General features: G+C 35.7%; 11 protein-coding genes. 8 read left to right on the top strand and 3 right to left on the bottom strand.

Translation table 11 applies throughout. The features are described 5' to 3' along the window. Window positions 1-6 precede the first annotated feature (6 nt). Window positions 7-2,268 carry an NAD(P)-binding domain-containing protein gene (locus tag CH364_RS12790; protein ID WP_165779517.1) on the top strand — a complete coding sequence of 754 codons (2,262 nt, stop codon included), beginning with the start codon at window positions 7-9 and terminating at the stop codon, window positions 2,266-2,268. Beyond that, complete coding sequence (locus CH364_RS12785) at window positions 2,237-3,460, top strand: glycerate kinase type-2 family protein (protein ID WP_100744524.1); 1,224 nt, start codon at window positions 2,237-2,239, stop codon at window positions 3,458-3,460. The genes CH364_RS12790 and CH364_RS12785 overlap by 32 nt, the downstream gene beginning before the upstream one ends. On the opposite strand, the gene CH364_RS12780 is transcribed toward CH364_RS12785, so the two are convergent. Further along, window positions 3,434-4,786 carry a C69 family dipeptidase gene (locus CH364_RS12780; RefSeq protein WP_100744525.1) on the bottom strand — a complete coding sequence of 451 codons (1,353 nt, stop codon included), beginning with the start codon at window positions 4,784-4,786 and terminating at the stop codon, window positions 3,434-3,436. The genes CH364_RS12785 and CH364_RS12780 overlap by 27 nt on opposite strands. 54 nt (window positions 4,787-4,840) lie before the next feature. Between CH364_RS12780 and CH364_RS12775 the strand changes: the two genes are divergently transcribed. Genes CH364_RS12775 through CH364_RS12760 form a run of 4 tightly spaced genes read left to right on the top strand, consistent with a single transcriptional unit; the run spans window position 4,841 to window position 12,404 of the window. Further along, window positions 4,841-7,351 carry a cation-translocating P-type ATPase gene (locus CH364_RS12775; protein WP_100744526.1) on the top strand — a complete coding sequence of 837 codons (2,511 nt, stop codon included), beginning with the start codon at window positions 4,841-4,843 and terminating at the stop codon, window positions 7,349-7,351. Window positions 7,352-7,388: 37 nt separating this feature from the next. Further along, a complete protein-coding gene (locus tag CH364_RS12770) occupies window positions 7,389-8,255 on the top strand; it encodes a patatin-like phospholipase family protein (protein WP_100744527.1) in 867 nt (288 codons plus the stop codon). Between the two features lie 7 nt (window positions 8,256-8,262). After that, window positions 8,263-10,188, top strand: a complete 1,926-nt coding sequence (locus CH364_RS12765) for a hybrid sensor histidine kinase/response regulator (protein ID WP_100744528.1) — start codon at window positions 8,263-8,265, stop codon at window positions 10,186-10,188. Window positions 10,189-10,232: 44 nt separating this feature from the next. Then, a complete protein-coding gene (locus tag CH364_RS12760) occupies window positions 10,233-12,404 on the top strand; it encodes an ATP-binding protein (RefSeq protein ID WP_100744529.1) in 2,172 nt (723 codons plus the stop codon). On the opposite strand, the gene CH364_RS12755 is transcribed toward CH364_RS12760, so the two are convergent. Next, window positions 12,401-14,290 carry a SpoIIE family protein phosphatase gene (locus CH364_RS12755; protein ID WP_100744811.1) on the bottom strand — a complete coding sequence of 630 codons (1,890 nt, stop codon included), beginning with the start codon at window positions 14,288-14,290 and terminating at the stop codon, window positions 12,401-12,403. The genes CH364_RS12760 and CH364_RS12755 overlap by 4 nt on opposite strands. A 350-nt stretch (window positions 14,291-14,640) precedes the next feature. On the opposite strand from CH364_RS12755, the gene CH364_RS12750 reads away from it, so the two are divergent. Both CH364_RS12750 and CH364_RS12745 read left to right on the top strand, forming a co-directional pair. After that, window positions 14,641-17,028 (top strand): ATP-dependent Clp protease ATP-binding subunit, encoded by a 2,388-nt coding sequence (locus CH364_RS12750; protein ID WP_100744530.1) that lies wholly within the window; start codon window positions 14,641-14,643, stop codon window positions 17,026-17,028. A gap of 76 nt (window positions 17,029-17,104) precedes the next feature. Next, a complete protein-coding gene (locus CH364_RS12745; RefSeq protein ID WP_100744812.1) occupies window positions 17,105-17,932 on the top strand; it encodes an aldo/keto reductase in 828 nt (275 codons plus the stop codon). Between the two features lie 33 nt (window positions 17,933-17,965). Here CH364_RS12745 and CH364_RS12740 read toward each other — a convergent pair whose 3' ends face one another. Then, window positions 17,966-19,009, bottom strand: coding sequence for a hypothetical protein (locus CH364_RS12740; protein ID WP_100744531.1), 1,044 nt, complete (start codon window positions 19,007-19,009; stop codon window positions 17,966-17,968).

The following is a 19,009-nucleotide window of genomic DNA, read 5'->3' as shown; positions in this document are numbered from 1 at the left end:
TTAAGTATGTGGCCATCTGCTTATTTTCGTTGGTTAACCAAATCTGCCCCAATGGGTACTGTTGAAGTATATCCAGAACTCTCTGATTCATTTGAAACAAATCTCCCTAATGTTTTTATAATCGGTGATTTAACAGGTGTTCCTCTTTTGAAGCTGGCAGCTGAAAGTGGTGTTTTGGTCTGGAAATACATTCGTGGGTCGAATGAAGATTGTTTGGATGCAGTCATTATTGGATCAGGGCCTGCTGGTATATCCTGTGCGTATGAAGCTAAACGTTTAGGGAAAAAGTTTGCACTTCTAGAAGCAAATATACCATTTCAAACCATTCAGAGTTATCCAAAACAAAAACCGATATTTGCTGAGCCAAAGGATCTAAAGTCCCATTCTAAAATTGAAATTACAGATTCGACAAAAGAGGAATTATTAGAATATCTAAATGTTCTAATAAAAAACAATCCAATTCAAATACAAACTGGGAAACGAGTTGTTTCCATTCAAGCAGCGGGAAAGTTATATCAAGTAAAAACGGAAACTGGCGAATCGTATCTCACAAGTTCAGTGGTGATAGCAATTGGAAAATCGGGTGATCCCAAACGTTTAGGTGTGAAGGGAGAATCTAACCCATCTGTTTTTTATCGAGTTTTTGATCCATACGACACACATGACAAATCAGTCGTTATCGTAGGTGGTGGCGATAGCGCGGTAGAAGCAGCAATTGCAAGTTCTCGTTATGCGAAAGAGGTTAGATTAATTCACCGAGGAAAGGATTTTCGAAGACCAAAACAAAAAAATATAGAAGAATTGGATAGGTTGGTCCGCGAAAATAAAATCAAACTGCAACTTGAGTCAGAAGTCACAGAAATTTCTGAACAAAATGTATTTGTGAAAACTCCTGAAGCATCGGTTAAACTCAAAGCAGATGTGGTTTATGTTTTGATTGGAAATACTCCCCCCATTCATTTTTTAAAAAAAATTGGTATTAAAATTCAAAATCAAAAATCGATAACGGATTGGATTGGATTTAGTTCTCTTTTTTCCTTTGCAGGTGCAGCTTATTTGGGGAAAGCCTCTTTTTATGGACCTGGCTGGTTTTCACCTTTGGCCACAATCTTTGCGAGCATTTCATTTCTAACTTTATCTTTGTTTGTTTATTTTAAATGGAATCGGAACCAATGGAAAATCAATTCTTGGGTTTTCCTAAGAAACACCTATCTTATGTTTGTCTTTTTCTATTTTCTATTTGTTTACCTTGCAGCAACATATTTCGGATATACTCTTTTTGGCAAATATCCTTCTTTCCACTATACTATGTTATACTCTCTTACCATATTATTTTTTGGAATAAGAAGAATATTAGTTCGAAAAACAAATTATATTTTTTACCAGACTTTAAGTTTGATTTTTGTTCAAGTTTTCTTTTTGTTTTTATTGCCTGAGTTAATCCTTCCCGCATTAGGTGACTTGGGTTATTTGGGAACACCTGAAGGTTTCGTTCGATCAGAAGTATTTCCAAATGATGCTTATTGGAAGGCCTATGGATTTATTTTGGCATGGCCTTTAAGTATGGGTGTATTATATGATGGAGGAATCACCAATTTTTGGTTAGGTTACGGTTTTTTGTTTAGTTTTGGGTTCATCCCACTTTTGGTTTATCATTACGGTAAGGGTGCTTATTGTGGTTGGATTTGTTCGTGTGGTGGGCTTGCTGAAACTTTGGGAGATGAACATAGGCAGAAAATGCCTCATGGAAAATGGGCGTATCGATTAGAACATTCAGGTCAGTATATTTTATTTTTGGCTTTTATGTTAACATTATTAAAGTTAATTGGCGTTTATGGAAAAAGTAAAAATCCAAGTTTAGAATTAAGCGAAATTATTGCTGATTCAGTTAAATGGATTTATGATATCGTAGTAGATATTGGGCTTGCTGGAGTTGTAGGAGTTGGATTTTATTTTCTTTTTTCTGGAAGAATATGGTGTCGAATGTTTTGCCCTCTCGCTTCTTTGATGCATATTTATGCTCGGTTTAGTGAATTTAGAATTTTTGCAGATAAAAAGAAATGTATTTCTTGTAATGTTTGTACGAAAAATTGTCATCAAGGGATTGATGTGATGGGTTATGCAAGTCGAGGGATTCCTATGGATAGCGTACAATGTGTCCGTTGTTCTGCTTGTGTTTCTCTTTGTCCGACAGATGTATTGGAATTTGGAAAGTTGACCTCTCGTGGAATTATTTATGATTCCATTCAGGCAAAAACTAGGAAATAAATCTCTGAGTAATTTAAGAAAAGATATTGAAGAACTTTTTTTAGAAGGAGTCAGGGTGGCAACACCAGAATATCTTTCAATTGAGTTCTGGAAAAACCAGAAAGATCTATGTGAAGAGCTCTCAAATCCAAGGAAAAAAAATTATATTTTTGCATTAGGCAAAGCTGCTTATTCCATGGCTCTCTCTTTTCAAAGATCTTTTACTGTTGATAGAGGTTTTATTCTCACTAAGTACAACCATCTTCCTAAAGATATTTCGGCGAAGGGACAAATGGGTGTATGGAAATGTCGTGAGGCATCTCATCCTGTACCTGACAGAAATTCTGTATTATTTTCAAAGGAAGTGATGAATGATTTGTTGCAGTTAGGTGAAAATGACCAATTAATTGTTTTGTTATCTGGAGGTGGGTCTAGTCTTTTTGAAATTCCAGAAAACGGATTTGATTTGAATGATGTGATTGATCTGAACCAGAATTTGTTAAAAAGAGGACTAAATATCCAAGAAATCAATGCAGAAAGAAAGAAATATTCTGCAGTAAAAGCGGGTAAACTCTTAAAAAAACTTTATCCAGGTTTGAAAGTTTATACGTTTGCAATTTCAGATGTGTTAGGTGATGATCCTAATGTGATTGCCTCTGCACCTAGTTATCCTGGCAGCGAATATTACATTATGGGTAATTTAGCATCGTCTCTAAAGGCAATAGAAAATATGGCTAAAAGTTTTGGGTATGAAGTAAAAACCATTTCGGATTCATGGGAATTATCAAGTGAGGCCACGGCAGAACAGATCATTGAATACATGTTAGCTTGCGATGAGAATCCTAATAAACAGACCATTTTAATAGGTGGAGAACTAGTTTGTCCAGTCCAAGGATTGGGACTAGGAGGCAGAAATCAGGAAGCAGCACTTCGTGTGGCGATTCTTTCAGAATCAATAGCACTAAATCGGGATTGGTTATTTCTTTCCTGTGGTACGGATGGAACTGATGGTCCGACAGATGCTGCTGGTGGTATTGTTGGTCCAGGATGCATTAGAAAAATGAAAGAAAAAGGTTGGGATCCGATAAAAGAACTAAATCATTCCAATTCATATCCCATACTAAAAGATGTGGATGCGCTATTATTTACAGGTGCCACTGGCACCAATGTAAATGATGTTTTAATACTATTGTTGACGGAAAGGTATCCCTAATTTTTTATTTTGTCCAGACCAATAGATTTGGTAAAGTGGGTTTTGCCATCGACTTGTTCCTATTTTGGAACGGATGAGTTCCTCATCAATTTTTTTCAAAATATTTACATGATCTTTTAAGAATCGCCATTGAACTTCTTCTTTTTTCTGGGGAGAAAGATACTCTTTCGAAATATTTAAAATTGATTCCTGTAATCCGATAATCGCAGGAACTAAAATAGATCTGACTGCTTGGTAATCAAAATTTGATTTTCTTGCTATTGATTCATGTAACCACCATAAGGTTTCTGAATATGCTTCATTTGAAGATAAACTTGACGAACCAATGAAGTTTTTTGTTCCAAAATAAAATGGCTTAAATAAACTCAAACAAGGCGTGGACGTGCCAGTATAAAATACTCTGAGTGGGTCTTGGTTGGTTTCGGAGGTATCCCATTCAACGATCAAACTGCCATTGGTTTGGTTTGGTGTTGTGGGACCTGTTGCGTGCAAACAAAGTGATTTCATGGAAGAGGAAGATGGTTCAAATTCATCTGTGTCAACAGAATGAGTTTTTAAAGTATCCATTGCTTGTTTAGTTGTATAACTTGCGAAATCTAATGCAAAGTTTCCAGCAGTTTCTTTGTGTAAAAGTCTTCTGTCTTTACAACGACTCATATAGCTATAAAAATGATCGCTAAAATGATCTTTAAAAGAGAATTCTTTATTTGGCTTTTTTTTAAGTTTCTCTATTAAGTTAGGTGATGAATATTCGAAATCAGAGCCAATTGTTAATCCATTGGAAATGGCATAAAACGAATCAATTTTTTTAGCCACCCAATAACGATCTGCTGTTTCTAAAACGTATCCATCATTTCTATCTGCAATGATAAAGCTATTATGGTAAAAGAAGGATTTATTTTCATACCCGCCGCATGCGTCTTGTCCGTAGGTTTCCAAGAATTCAGTAATTAGGAATAATCCATCTTTGGCAGATTTACATCTTTCCAGTGACAATCGGATTAAGTCCATTCCTGTTAAACCATCATTCTTTTTAGGAATTTTTAAATTAGTAAATACTGCTTCATTACCAATACAAAGTCCAAATTCATTTACGCCCATCTCTGCACCCCACATATGAAATGGTTTACTTAAAAAAACTTCATAAGTAACGGGGGTTTGTGGAATTTCAATATAAGTCGTGCGTAATTTGGAACCTTTTTTGTGCTCTAAACGGGGAACGTGGAGTATGGATTGCGCTTCGTTTGGTTCTCGGTCTGAGTTTTTGGCAAATATTCTTTTTTGTGTTTTTGTAAATTTTTCAGTGGCAAGAGATGTATCGCACATTCTAGAATGTTAAACAGATTTTTTATAAAACACAAGAGCAAATCAAATAAGAATATGCCTTCGATTCCAAAACAAATATCAGAATACATTCTCATGGGACTTACCCAAGAACAGGTCAGAAAAAACCGCGGTAAATATGGAGCCAATGAAATCAGCTCTTCTAAAAAGAAAGGGATTTTACAGATGTTGTTCGGAGTGGTTACAGAACCAATGATTCTGCTTCTCATTTCCATAAGTATCGTTTATTTACTTTTGGGTGATCGGGGCGAAGCTCTTTTATTATTATTCTCTGTCGTTGGAATCATCACGATCACTTTTTACCAAGAGAAAAAAACAGAAACTGCAATTTCTGCATTACGTTCACTAGCTAGTCCTAGAACCAATGTCATCCGAGACAAACAAATCATTCGTATCGAAGGAAAGGATGTCGTATATAATGATTTGTTGATATTAAACGAGGGGGATCGGGTGCCAGCTGATTGCGAATTAATTTCTGACAGAATGTTCTCATGCGACGAGTCTTTGTTAACTGGTGAATCTGTCCCTGTATCTAAATCGCAGTCAAATTTAGTATATTGTGGTTCGTTAGTTGTTAGTGGAGAAGGAGTTTGTCGAGTCTATGCAGTTGGGAATCAGACAGAAATAGGAAAAATTGGACGCAAAATTGCAGATGAGGCTGTTGGTCGCACTTTGCTTGAAATAGAAGTTGCACGTCTAGTACGTAATTTATTCATTGTTGCTGCCTCTTTATGTGTCATACTCGCACTTTATTTTGGATTCGTAAAAAACCAGTGGTTACATGGTCTTCTTTCCGGATTAACACTAGCAATTGGTTTAATGCCAGAAGAACTGCCATTGGTACTGACCATTTTCTTTGCGTTAGGTGCTTTCCGTTTGAGTACTAAAAATGTTTTAGTTAGGCGTTCATCGATAATTGAAACTTTAGGAGCTGCTACTGTTTTATGTTCCGATAAAACCGGAACCATAACTCAAAACAAAATGAAAATTGGAATTGTTGTGACACAATCGGAAACAGTCACTTTGAATCCTTCATCAATTCTTTCGGAAGAAACTAAAAATTTACTTAGGATTGCATACTGTGCATCTAAACATCCAAGTTTTGATCCGATGGATACTGCGATTTCGGATTGTTTGGTTTCCTTTCATGAAAGAGAAGATTCTGCTTTATTGTCAGTTCGTGATTTTCCTTTGACGCCAGATCATTTAACAATGGTAAGAGTATTAAAAGAAGAGAATGTGTATCAAAGTTTTGCAAAAGGTTCTCCCGAAGCAATATTTGATTTATGTAAATTTGATTCTACTGAATTGAATTTTTGGACAACAAAAACCAATGAGTTGGCAAAGGAAGGTTACCGTGTTCTTGGTGTTGCAAAATCTAAATTTCCTGGAACAGAAATTCCAGAAGAAAGAAAACAAATTGAATATTTGTTTTCTGGACTTCTCGCTTTTTTAGATCCCATTCGCGAAATTGTTCCCTTGGCCGTCAAAACTGCATACGACTCGGGAATTCGTGTCATTATGATTACTGGAGATTATCCGGAAACAGCTAAAAATATAGCAGATCAAATTGGTTTAAAAGATTCTCATTTAGTTTATACGGGAAAGGCATTGTCAAGTTTGAACGAGGAAGAGATACAATCTGTCATCCGGACTTGTAATATTTTTTCAAGAGTGAGCCCCGAAGACAAATGGCGAATCGTACGGATGTTAAAAGCAGATGGTGAGATTGTTGCAATGACAGGAGATGGAGTAAATGATGCCCCAGCTTTACGGACTGCCAATATTGGCGTTGCGATGGGTGAAAGGGGAACAGATGTTGCTCGTGAGGCTGCCGACATTGTTTTGTTAGATGATTCATTTTCTTCAATTTTGGAATCTGTTCGAATCGGAAGGCAAATATTTGATAACTTAAAAAAAGCCTTGGGTTATTTAATTGGTGTACATATTCCAATTGTTGGAATTACCTTTTTCCCTATAATTTTTGATTGGCCAATCGTAGTATTGTCAGCCATTCATATTGTTTTTATGGAAATGGTAATTGACCCCACCTGCACCATTGTATTTGAAAGGGAATCACAAGAATCTGATTTGATGAAAAGAAAACCTCGGGAAACTTCGGAACCACTTTTAGATCGGGAGCTATTTATTAATTCTTTGATTCAAGGTGCCATTTCTTTATTATCAGTAGTGTCTTCTTATTGGATTACTGAGTTATTTTTGAAAGGAGCCTCTTCCCCGAAAGTTGTCAGTACTGCTACATTTGTTACATTAGTATTTTCGAATTTATTTTTAATCCTGGCCAACAGGTCTCTTCATGAGTCGATGTGGAGTAGGATGCGGATTCCCAATCCAATCATTCGTTATGTTTTTGCTGGGACGATCGGTGTGCTTATTTTGTCTATGTATTTGCCCGGTTTGAATGCAATGTTCCATTTTGTTCCGCTTAATTTTGTTCAGTTCGCATCAGCGATACTTGTTGCATTTATCGGAGTATTGTTTTATGATATGACAAAAGTTTTGGTTTCAAAATTACTTCGTGGCTGACATGATCGTAGTCTGTTTCCAAACTTAACAAAAGCTTATGATAGAACTCTTCTTTCCTAAAAAGTATTCTGCACTTTGTTTGAAATCCGCTTTTTTTGGATTTTTTGCCCATACTGGATTTGTGCGTGGTTTGCAAGAAATAGGTTTCAAACCCTCAGTTGTGACAGGCTCCAGTTCCGGTGCGATGATAGGCGCACTTTATGCGACTGGGCGTGAAATGGTCGATTTTGAATCGTTAGTTTTAGGACTTAGAAAAAAGGATTTTTGGGAAGGAAATTCTTTGTCAATGTTAGGTCGATTGTTACGAAAGGGACTCAACGGATACAGTGGGGTATTAACGGGCAAAGCCACGCGTGAAATTTTATATCCTTATTTAGGTAACAAAAAGTTTTCCGATCTTCCTATCAAGTTAGGAATTGCAGTTTCAAATCTTTCAAAAAATAAAAGAGAACTGATTACGGAAGGAAATGTTTTGGATGCAGTGATGGGATCCATTGCCTTTCCTTTTTTATATGAAGTACAGGAATTTCAGGGCCAAGAATTTTTAGATGGTGGGATCGGCGATGGAGAACCAATTAAGGAACTCATTTTGGATCCAAGTATTGACCGAATTGTAATTCACCAAATTAATAACCATCGGCCAGTTAGTCGTAATACCATGAAACGAGCATTAGATGCTTCGGTTCAAATCATCGAATCGGAAACTGAAGATTTAAAATCTTTATTAGCAAAAGAAAAAGGAAAAAAGCTCATACGATTGGAAACAAACACACCCTATCTTTCACCAAATGATTTTTCTAAAGGAAAGTTTGCACTTGCTGAAGGCCGGGGAACTGCATACAGACATAGGGCTGAGATTTTAGGTGATTTGGAATTGCCAATTTTTGGTTTTTTAAATCAGTAATTAGATTATGGACATCCAAAAGAAACTCAATGTATTGATTGTAGAAGATTCTCTTGCCTCTTATAAAGCGATTGTATCAGTTCTACAAAACTTTGGGTTTTCTATATTTTCCGAAAGAGCGGAGTGGAAGTCGGAATTTGAACAAAGAATCAATGATGAAACTTGGGATATTGTAATTTCCGATTTTTATCTACCTGATTTTGACGGCCGTTACGTCATCACAAGAGTCAAAGAAGTCAATCCGGATTTACCTGTAATTCTTGTTACTGAATTTTTACCTGAAGAAGCCGCATCTGAATTTCTTAATTTAGGAGCAGCGGAATTTTTGCCAAAATCATCAATCATCAAACTTCCGTTTGTTGTTAATCGTGAGTTGGAAGCTTACCGTCTCAAACAATCGCAGAAAAAAGCATGGGATATGTTGGTTCACGGTGAAGAAATTTTAACACGTTCGCAAAAGATTTCTCACTTGGGACACTTCGAAGTTATTTTTCCGGAAAAAAATACATTATGGTCTTTGGAATTATACCGGATTTTGGGTTTTGATTTTGCTGAAATTCCACTAATGGAAAAGGTATGGGCGCTACTAGATGAAAAGGAACAAAACCATATTAAAGTAGTTTGGACCGAATTACTGAGAGACAATCATTCCAAGGAAATGATTGTCACCTTAAATACTAAAACTGGTAAAAAGAAGGTTAACCTTTGGTTGGAAGCCGAAAAATTTGACGACTATCGATATAGAATTTTTGGAACCATACATGACATTTCCGATTTATCTGAATTAGAACATTCGATCCAACTCAACGAACAATTGTTTAAGGGTATTTTTAATAATTCTTCGCAGGCGATTTTTCTTTTGGATTTACAAGGTCATGTGATTCGTATGAACCGAAATGCTGTAATCTCATTTGAAAGAGAAGAGACCGATATCCAAGGTTTGGAATTGATACGATCCATTTTTTCTAATTCTGATGAAGAATCTAAAAAGAAATTAACTTATGGAATGAAACTTGCTTTAAAAAATCAAAGTTTTGAGGTATTTGTCAGTTATATTCTGTTAGATGGGAGAGAAAAATACTTTGATTGCGATTTCTATTCTTTAACGGACCCATCTGGAAAAATTTTATACATTGTTTTAGAAGCAAAAGACATTACAGAAAAAATTGTTCTCGAACGTGCTTATGCACAATCACAAAAATTGGAAGCACTCGGAACTTTTGCTGGTGGAATTGCTCACGATTTTAATAATTTACTCACACCTATGTTAGCATATGTTTCATTTTTAAATTCAGAATGGTCTAAAACAGAAACAAATGAAGTTATCCAAAAATCTTTACCTGCAATAGAAGGAATTTCTAAATCATTAGACAGAGCTAAAAATTTAATCCAACAAATTCTTACTTATTCTAAAATTGATAATTCAATTTCAAAACAATTAGATCTTAGAGAAAATCTTTTACAAGTTTTGAAAGAGGTTCGGACCGTTTCATCAAATCAAATCACTTTATTTACTGATTTAGGAAACGAACCAGCCTATGTAAATGCAGATCCAATTCAAATTTTTCAAATCCTTTCTAATTTATATGAAAATTCTGTATTTGCATTGCAAGATGTGACCAATCCTAAAATAACAATTACTCTTTCAAAAGTTTTATATGAAAAATCGGAATTACTTCACATTGGTTTTATGAAAAATACGGAGTATTGGAAGGTGGGTTTTGCTGACAATGGGGAAGGAATTCCTTCTGAAATTATCGAAAAGATTTTTGATCCATTTTTTACTACCAAAGGTGGAAAAGGAACAGGATTAGGTTTGCCAATAATTTACGGAATTATGGTCAAGATGGGTGGGATGATCCTTGTTAATTCTAGAGTAGGCAAAGGAACAGAATTCGATTTATATTTCCCTGCATGGAAGGCTATGCTTTAATCAATTGACAAATTTTTTCTTTTGTATTACCTAATGATGGTTCTATGAATGATTTCCTGAGAAAGCACTTCGAGTCCTTCTACCTTGGTTTTTTATGGGGACTCCTTGTCTTACTTCTGCTTTCTTCATTTTTTTTCTTTTATCAAGTTTATGAAAGCCGTAAAGACCGAAGTTTATATGAAAATCAAAGTCGTTGGAATGCTCTTTTAAATCAATATTCCTCTTACTTAAAAGATGCGGAAACGGGAGTAAGAGGATATCTTCTGACTTCCGATCCAGAATTTTTGGAACCTTATAAAATTTCTCTCATACAAATGGTTAAACTTGAAACATCACTTCGAGAAGAGTGTGAGTTTCACTTTATCGGTGAGTTAGAATCAATCATCCGAGCAAATCATCAAAAGTTGGAATTCATTCAAAAATTTGTAAAAAATTTTCCAGACAAACATCCAGTAAAATCAGATTTTATCGAAAGCAAAAGGCGAATGGACGTTTTTCGTGAAGAAGTTCAAAGTCTTTTGGATAAGAAGATAGAAAATGAAAATTCAAACAAAGAGAAGAATCGAAAATTTACAATTCGGTTGATTGCAATTTCCGGTGGTTTATTTTTTATTTTATCTATATTCATATTGTGGATGATCTTTGTTTTAAAAAGAAACACGGAAATTTTAATTGAGAAGGAATTAATCGAAGATCGTTTATTTGAGATCGATGACTTATACCAAAACTCACCAGTTGGATTCCATAGTTTGGATCCAAATGGTTACTTTGTCAAAGTAAACCGGACTGAATGTGAATGGTTTGGTTACACAGAGGAAGAGTTAGTCGGAAAAATTAAATGGCCCGATCTTCTTACCGAAGAAAGTAGAAAAAACTTTCAAAACAATTTTTCCGTTTTTAAAGCAAGAGGACAAATCAATAATCTGAGATTTGAGGTTATCCGTAAAGATGGAAGATCTTTATTTTTAAACGTATCAGCAACTGCCATTTATTCAAAGAATAACGAAATGATTCGATCTCGTTCTGTATCTTTGGACATATCTCAAATGGTTTTGTATGAAAGAGAATTAATCGATTCCCGCGTTAGGGCAGAGGAAGCTAACCGCGCCAAGTCAGAATTCCTTTCGAATATGAGTCATGAATTGAGAACTCCTTTGAATGCAGTGATTGGACTTTCGATGTGGCTTATGGAAGACAATCCCAAACCAGAACAAGTTGAGTATTTAAAAAATCTTCGTTTTTCCAGTGAAACACTTCTTACTTTAATTAATGATATACTAGATTTTAATAAAATTGAAGAAAGAATGATAATCATTGAGGAAATCGATTTTAGTTTAAAAGATTTTATTAGTTCTGTATCTTCTTCTTTTGAAATTAAAGCCAAGGAACAATTGTTATCATTTCATGCTGAAATTGATGAGAAACTTCCTGAATCAATTTGTTTTGATCCTACTCGAATGTTGCAAGTTCTTAATAATTTATTATCGAACGCTGTAAAGTTTACCAAAGTTGGTAAAATTACTCTTCGGGTTCTTCTTGTTTCAAAAATTGGAAATGAAGTTGTGATTCGTTTTGAAGTCGAGGACACTGGGATTGGAATTGCAAAAGACAAACTCAAATTTGTATTTGAAAAATTCACTCAAGCAAGTGGAGACACAACAAGGAAATATGGTGGTTCCGGTCTTGGGCTTGCAATTTCGAAAGGTCTTGTGGAGCTCATGAAAGGAAATCTTGAACTAGAATCAGAGTTAGGCAAAGGTTCCAAGTTTTCTTTTACTTTTCCTTGTAAAATTGGTAACACAAACACAAACAGACAAATTCATTCCTTAGACGAATCTTCAAATTTAGCAGGTAAGAGAATACTTGTCGCAGATGATATAGAAATCAACCGATCCATCGTCATTCGATTTTTACAGAGATGGGGCATTGAGTCAGTAGAAGCATCCGATGGTGTGGAAGTTTTAGATAAGTTATCAAATGGGAAATTCGATTTAGTTCTTATGGACTTACATATGCCAAATGTAGATGGTTATATGGCAACGAAACAAATACGCGAAAACTTAATTTGGGCAAACTTACCAATCATTGCTTTAACGGCTTCGGCCCAATTGGAAACCCAGGCAAAAATACATTCAGTTGGAATGAATGATTTTATTTCGAAACCCTTTTACCCTAATGATTTGTATCAAAAATTAACACACTGGATTGTCTCTTAAGTATCTTTATCTAAGGATATTGCAAGTATCGTAATATCATCATCCGATCGTTTTGATTTTTGAAATTTTTCAACTTCTGCAATTACTTGGTCACAAATGGTTTGTGGGCCTTGATTTGCCAAAGCCTGTAAAAGAGAAAAAAATCTTTCTTCACCAAAAAGTTCCCCAGTATTGGCTTTTCTTGCTTCAATCACTCCATCAGTATAAAGTATGAGTGTTCCAGATTTGGGGAGAGGGAGTGTTTTTTCAATTACTTGTGCTTCGATATATTCATTGATAGCTCTTCCTTGACTTGTAATATGTTCTATATTCCCATTTCGATCTAAATAAATCATAGGATGGTGGCCAGCATTGGCAATTTTCATGATTTGATTTTTTGGATGGATATAAACAAAGAAGGCACTTAAAAAATGTCCTGAAAGCGAACTGAGTAAAGATAAACGGATGCGTTCCGCTGCATAGGCCGGTCTATCGAGTGAATCATCCCAAATTTGTAGAGAAACTTTTGTCATGGATGCAATCATAGCTGCAGGAATTCCGTGTCCCGAAACATCACAGAGAAATAGACCTATTTCATTTTCTTTTACAATGAATTGAACAAAATCACCACCGATATCGGATGCAGGTGAATAACGAAATCCCAGCGCGTAACCATTTGCATGAGTTCTTTTTTGTGGTAATAGTCCATTCTGAAGTTTTTGAGCAATTTTTAATTGAAGATCGATTTCTTGTTTTTCTTCGGTTGCTTTTCGGTAATCGGAAACTTTTAACACCAATGCCATAGACAAAAAGAACACTTCCACTGCAGAACCTAAAGGCAAGGAGTAAGATGATAAATGAATTGGTTTGATAAAACCTTGAACAGTTAGTGTATTTAATGCTCCTCCAATTAATATAGAACCAAAGGCTAGTAGGAAAAGGACAACTTCGAGTTTCTTTTTATTCTTTATCATCGCCATAAGGGAAATAAAAAGAGCTAATGAAATAGGAATAATCACAAGAGAAACACCTAACTGAATGAAGTTTCTAAGTTCTAAGAAAAAGATGGTAAAAATCAAAGAAATAAATAATAGTATAAAACCTTTTGTAAGTTTTGTGACTTTTGGAAAGTTTTTTTCAGTTTCTAAAAATTCTATAGTAAAAAGTAATCCAAAGACTGATGTCAAATATATCGTAATTGGAAATAAATAATTTTTCCATGTATGCGAGTTTCCAATTTCAATGTATTGCATAAATCCTGTGGAAAACAAATTGATCAAAAGGACTGTCGCTAAATAGAAAAAATAAAAGAAAAATTTTCTGTAACGCAATGTATTCGCTAAAAATAAGCTGAATAAAAACATCATAAAACCTGCACCAAAGTATGCGGCAAAAAAGATATCCTGTTTTTTTGAAAATGCGATGAAACTTCTGGAATTATAAATGGAAACGAAGTTAAAGATTGGATTTGCTGAATCGATTTTTACGTATAAGGTTCTAGTTTCATCAGGTGAGAGTGTGATAGGAAAAGCGGGGATGTGGGAATATATCGGTTTGTTTCTTTGTAGGACTTGTTCTCCCGAAACCTGCGTAATCCAATTTCCTTTGACTTGTGTATGGAGTTCAAAGACATCAACTACCGGACTTGAAAAATGTAAGAAGAATGTATGCGGTAAATTTCCGTAATGGATCAATGTGATTCGTAACCAAAGTGGATCCTTCACTCTTGGAAAAGAGATAGTCGCTTTCGGATTTGGGTGCCAAATCGTATCCTCTCTTTGGACCCGATCCAAACTGGATTCCTGTTCCGGTACAATTACATACTCAAAGTATTTTCCGATGTCTCTATAATTTTTTGATTCTTCAATGGAGAGGGGAAAGGCGGCAATTGGGCTATGGAGAAACAAAGTTCCTAAGCAAAAAATAATCCAGAGTATGGGAGATTTTAGGAAAGATCCTTTACCAACATTTTTTTGAATTGTATGCTTTCTTCCGATTGAAAGGAATTTTACTTTTCTCCTTTCTGTTTCACATTTAGATAACGCTGTTATCTTTTTATTCTTTGGTTTGGAATTCCAACCTATGTTTCGTAGGGGAAAATGGGGTGAGGAGAAGCAAAAAGTAAGCCAGTTTCGAAACATTCGCACTATCATAGGACGAGGAATGGGAAAGAGAAAGTGATTTTCCGTGAAAAAACTGTAACAAGAACGAAGAATTGGCAGTCAAATGATTAGAGTGCTAAAAGAGAGGAAACACTATGAAACAGTATGATTCCAACGTCCAAGGAGCTTTGGACATTGCGCAAACAGAAGCAATGAGGAGACAAAATACAGAAATCACTCCTTACCATTTGGTTTGGGGTTTGATGACCCTCCCCACATCTGTTTCGGGCAAAACGTTAAGTAAGTATAAATCGACAGTCGATGAATTTTTAAAAAAACAAGCGAGAGCTTCGGGAGAGATCCCTTTTGAGTCGTTACGAACCTCTCCTAAATTGGCGCAGTGGTTCACTATGGCCTCGTCCCGAGCTGCTGAAAATGGTCGGGAAGAACTGAAAGAGGCAGATTTTTTAAAATTTTTACCTCAGATCCTACCTGAATTAAAAATCAATTATGAAGACCTGCAAGTGAAAGAGACGGATGAAGAGGTACCTAACTTTCTTGTGAATTTGAATGACCTCGCACGGGAAGGAAAACTGGATCCCGTCATCGGTAGGAGCAAAGAAATTCGTTCCGTAATGGAGATATTAGGTCGCAGGTCGAAAAACAATCCAGTGTTAGTTGGTAGTGCCGGTGTTGGTAAAACAGCTATCGTCGAAGGACTTGCAGAACAAATTGTAAAAGGAAGAGTTCCTGATGTACTCAAGGGAAAAACCATTTACTCTTTGGATATGGGCCAACTCATGGCAGGAACAAAATACCGAGGTGAGTTCGAAGAAAAATTGACCGCATTACTTCGTTATATCAAAGGACAAGCAGGAGAAGCCATCCTCTTTATTGATGAGATACATCAATTGGTGGGAGCAGGAAAAACTGATGGTGCAATGGATGCAGCCAATCTTTTGAAACCAGCATTAGCACGTGGTGAACTACATTGTATAGGCGCCACTACGCAGGATGAATTTCAAAAATATATTTTGGGTGACCAAGCTTTAGAAAGAAGATTCCGTGCAGTGCCTGTCAATGAACCAAGTAAGGAAGATGCAATCGAAATCCTTATGGGGATTCGTGATAAACATGAAATCCATCATGGAATCAAAATTTCTGATGAAGCGATTTATGCATCAGTACTTTTATCAGATCAATATATCACGGATAAGTTTTTACCGGATAAAGCGATCGATTTGGTTGATGAAGCTGCGTCTGCTTTAAAACTTTCAGCGGAAGCAATGCCTACGGAACTTGTGGAGTTGGAGAGTGAGATTCGTTCCAAAAAAATCTTTGCGCAGGTAGAAAAGAAAAACGAAGAGATTTTAAAGGAAATTGAAATCTTAGAAAAAAAATTCCAAGAAGGTAAACTGGTTTGGGAAAAAGAAGTCAATTCTTTGAAACAAATTGCTTCGATCAAAAATAAAATTGATCGAGTGAAGTTTGATTTAGATGCGGCCCAACAAAGAGCTGATTATACGGAGGCTTCTCGTTTAAAATATGCAGTCCTTCCTGAATTAGAAAAAGAGTTAAATAATTTTCAAAACAGTTGGATTCTAGAAAGAAATCATATAGCGGCCGTAATTTCTAGGCAAACGGGAATTCCTGTAGAAAAAATTCTTAAAACCAAACAAGACAATTTACTTCATTTGGAAGAAGATCTCAATACGGTTGTTTATGGACAGAAAGAATCCATTCGTGAAATTGCGGATACACTTCTCACTTCCTATGCAGGTATTTCTTCGGAAACAAGGCCGCTAGGTTCTTTTTTACTCAAAGGACCTACTGGTGTAGGAAAAACAGAAACTGCGAAAGCCATTGCTAAATTTTTATTCGATCAAGAAACAAATTTAGTTCGCCTTGATCTCAGTGAATATTCGGAAAAACATTCTGTTGCAAAGCTGATAGGAGCACCTGCCGGTTACGTAGGTTATGATGAAGGTGGAATTCTGACAGAAGCCATTCGAAGAAAACCTTACTCGGTGGTTCTTTTTGATGAAGTGGAGAAGGCACATCCCGATTTTTCAGATATCCTACTTCAAATTTTGGATGAAGGTAGATTGACAGATAACAAAGGTAGAACGATCAACTTTAAAAATACCATTGTTATTTTGACTACGAATTCAAAAAATATTGAAGCTGACTTTAAACCAGAAGTTCTAGGGAGATTGGATGCGATTCTGACCTATCATTCATTAGATTCTTCTATTATGGAAAAACTGATAGAAAAACAAGTTCGCCAATTGAACGAACGATTGAAGGTAAAAGGGATCTTTGTTGAACTATCGGAAAGTACTGAACACATTTTGCGAGAACAAGGATTTGATCCGAAATTTGGAGCAAGACCTTTAGGAAGTGTTTTTAACCGAATTGTAAATCGGCCTTTGGCAAAGGAGATTCTATCAGGGAGTATAGGCGAAGGTAAATACAGAGCTGATTGGAATGGCGACCAGTTACAATTTGAAGCCATTCCGGAAACAGTAGGATCAAAACGATAGTTTTTACCGTTTCCAAAACTGAAACCCGACTATATTAAAACTATAGTTGGGTTTTTTTTCGTCTAAAATCTACTTTATGGCAAACCTAGAAATTACATCCACTTTACTATCGAATCAAAACGTTTCCGTACCTATGTTTGGTTTAGGAGTTTGGAAGTCGCGACCGAAAGAATGTTTTGAGGCTGTCAAATCAGCATTATCTTTGGGATATAGGCATATAGATACAGCAGCAATTTATGGAAACGAATCAGAAGTGGGAGCTGCGATTAAAGAAAGTGGTGTGAAACGAAGTGAAATTTTCCTCGTTACAAAACTTTGGAACGCTGACCAAGGTTATGATTCCGCCTTACGTGCAATAGACGTATCATTGAACAAACTGGATACTGACTATGTGGATATGTATTTAATTCATTTTCCAGTGACAGGGAAAAGAAATGAATCTTGGAAAGCATTGGAAAAAATAAAAAGTGATGGCAAAACAAAATCGATTGGAGTCAGTAATTTTATGGTTTCGCATCTAGAAGAACTTTTAAAAGAAACCGGCACTATTCCTGCAATGAACCAAGTGGAATACCATCCTTTTTTACAAGATACTGAGTTAAAAGAGTATTGTTTAAAAAAAGGAATTATATTAGAAGCATACAGTCCACTTGCACATGGACAAAAGTTGGAGGACTCGCGGATCACAGAACTTGCAAATCGTTATCAAAAATCAAATGCGCAAATTTTAATCCGATGGTCTTTACAAGCAGGCCATGTAGTCATTCCAAAATCAAAAAATCCAGCTCGTATCAAAGAAAATGCAGATGTCTTCGATTTTGTTTTATCTGATCAGGATATGAAAGAAATCTCTAGTTGGAATGAAAACTTCCGAACTTGTTGGGACCCTACCACTGTAGAATGATAAAGTTTTCCTTATCGATGCATTTTACTCGATTTATTTTTTTGAAAAAACGAGTACAGCGGATTGGCGGTTGTCTTTAGTTCCTAAATATCCGTAACCAAAGGGAAAAGGAAGAGGGCTATCGTTTGTGGCTTCACTCAGGTATTTTAGTTCTGGTTGGGCTTCAGGGGTGACAGCTCCAGATAAATTCCAAGATCTTTCATATCTTCCAAAAACTTGGCGTTTCCAGTTGTCTTCCGGAAAAAAACGAATAGGAAATCCCGACTCATCCTGTACAACAAACTCTGCATTTTTTAGAAGTAGGTCTCGGATTAACTTTCTTTTTTCTCCATGAAATAAATACTCAGCTGATTTTGTGAATATACCTACATTTCGTAATTCTGAAAAATATTCGGACAAGCAGTCACCTGGGGTTCCTTCATTTCCAATTAAGAATATTTTGAAATATGTAAGTGATTCTCGTTTTTTTAGTTTTGTATCGTAAAGCGAAATTGTAAATCCTTTGTAATTGATTCCTTTACCTTCTATTGTTTCTTCTTTTGAATCTAAAATCTCTTTGCCCATTCTGCGAAGAAAAGCAACGAACACGGGATAGGCTCCATTGAGTTCTTTTTTTTTGGTTTCTTCTTTCATCTTTCTATAGGTAAAATAATTTCTACCTGCCAAATGATCAGAAAGGTTTCTAATTCCTTGTTTTACGATTTGTTTTTCTTTTTCTGAAAGAGAATCGTATTGGTTCGGAAAACCAGGATCTTCTAAACCAAAGAGGATGTAACGTTCAGCATTCGGATAAAATGAAAAAAGATTTAGGACATCAATTCCGCTGAAAGGATAAACAACTGTTTTCACATTCGGTTGGTAATCTTTGTTTTTTAAATAGTTTGTAATTGTATCTCTGGTGTTTATTAGTTTTTTCCAACTAAGATCCATTTCGTTTTTATGTAGAGGATCCGACTCAGAAAGTCCTGCCCATTCGTCGTAAACTTGTGTTTCAGCAAATGCGATCTCTGTTTTCTTTTCTTGAAATTGGCATTGGAGGGTTAAAAATAATAAGCAAATAATTAATTTCTTCGTCAT

Origin of the sequence: Leptospira harrisiae, assembly GCF_002811945.1 — a bacterium.
Lineage (GTDB): Bacteria > Spirochaetota > Leptospiria > Leptospirales > Leptospiraceae > Leptospira_A > Leptospira_A harrisiae.
The sequence above is the reverse complement of the archived record's forward strand: the minus strand, read 5'-3'. Positions and strand labels throughout refer to the sequence as shown.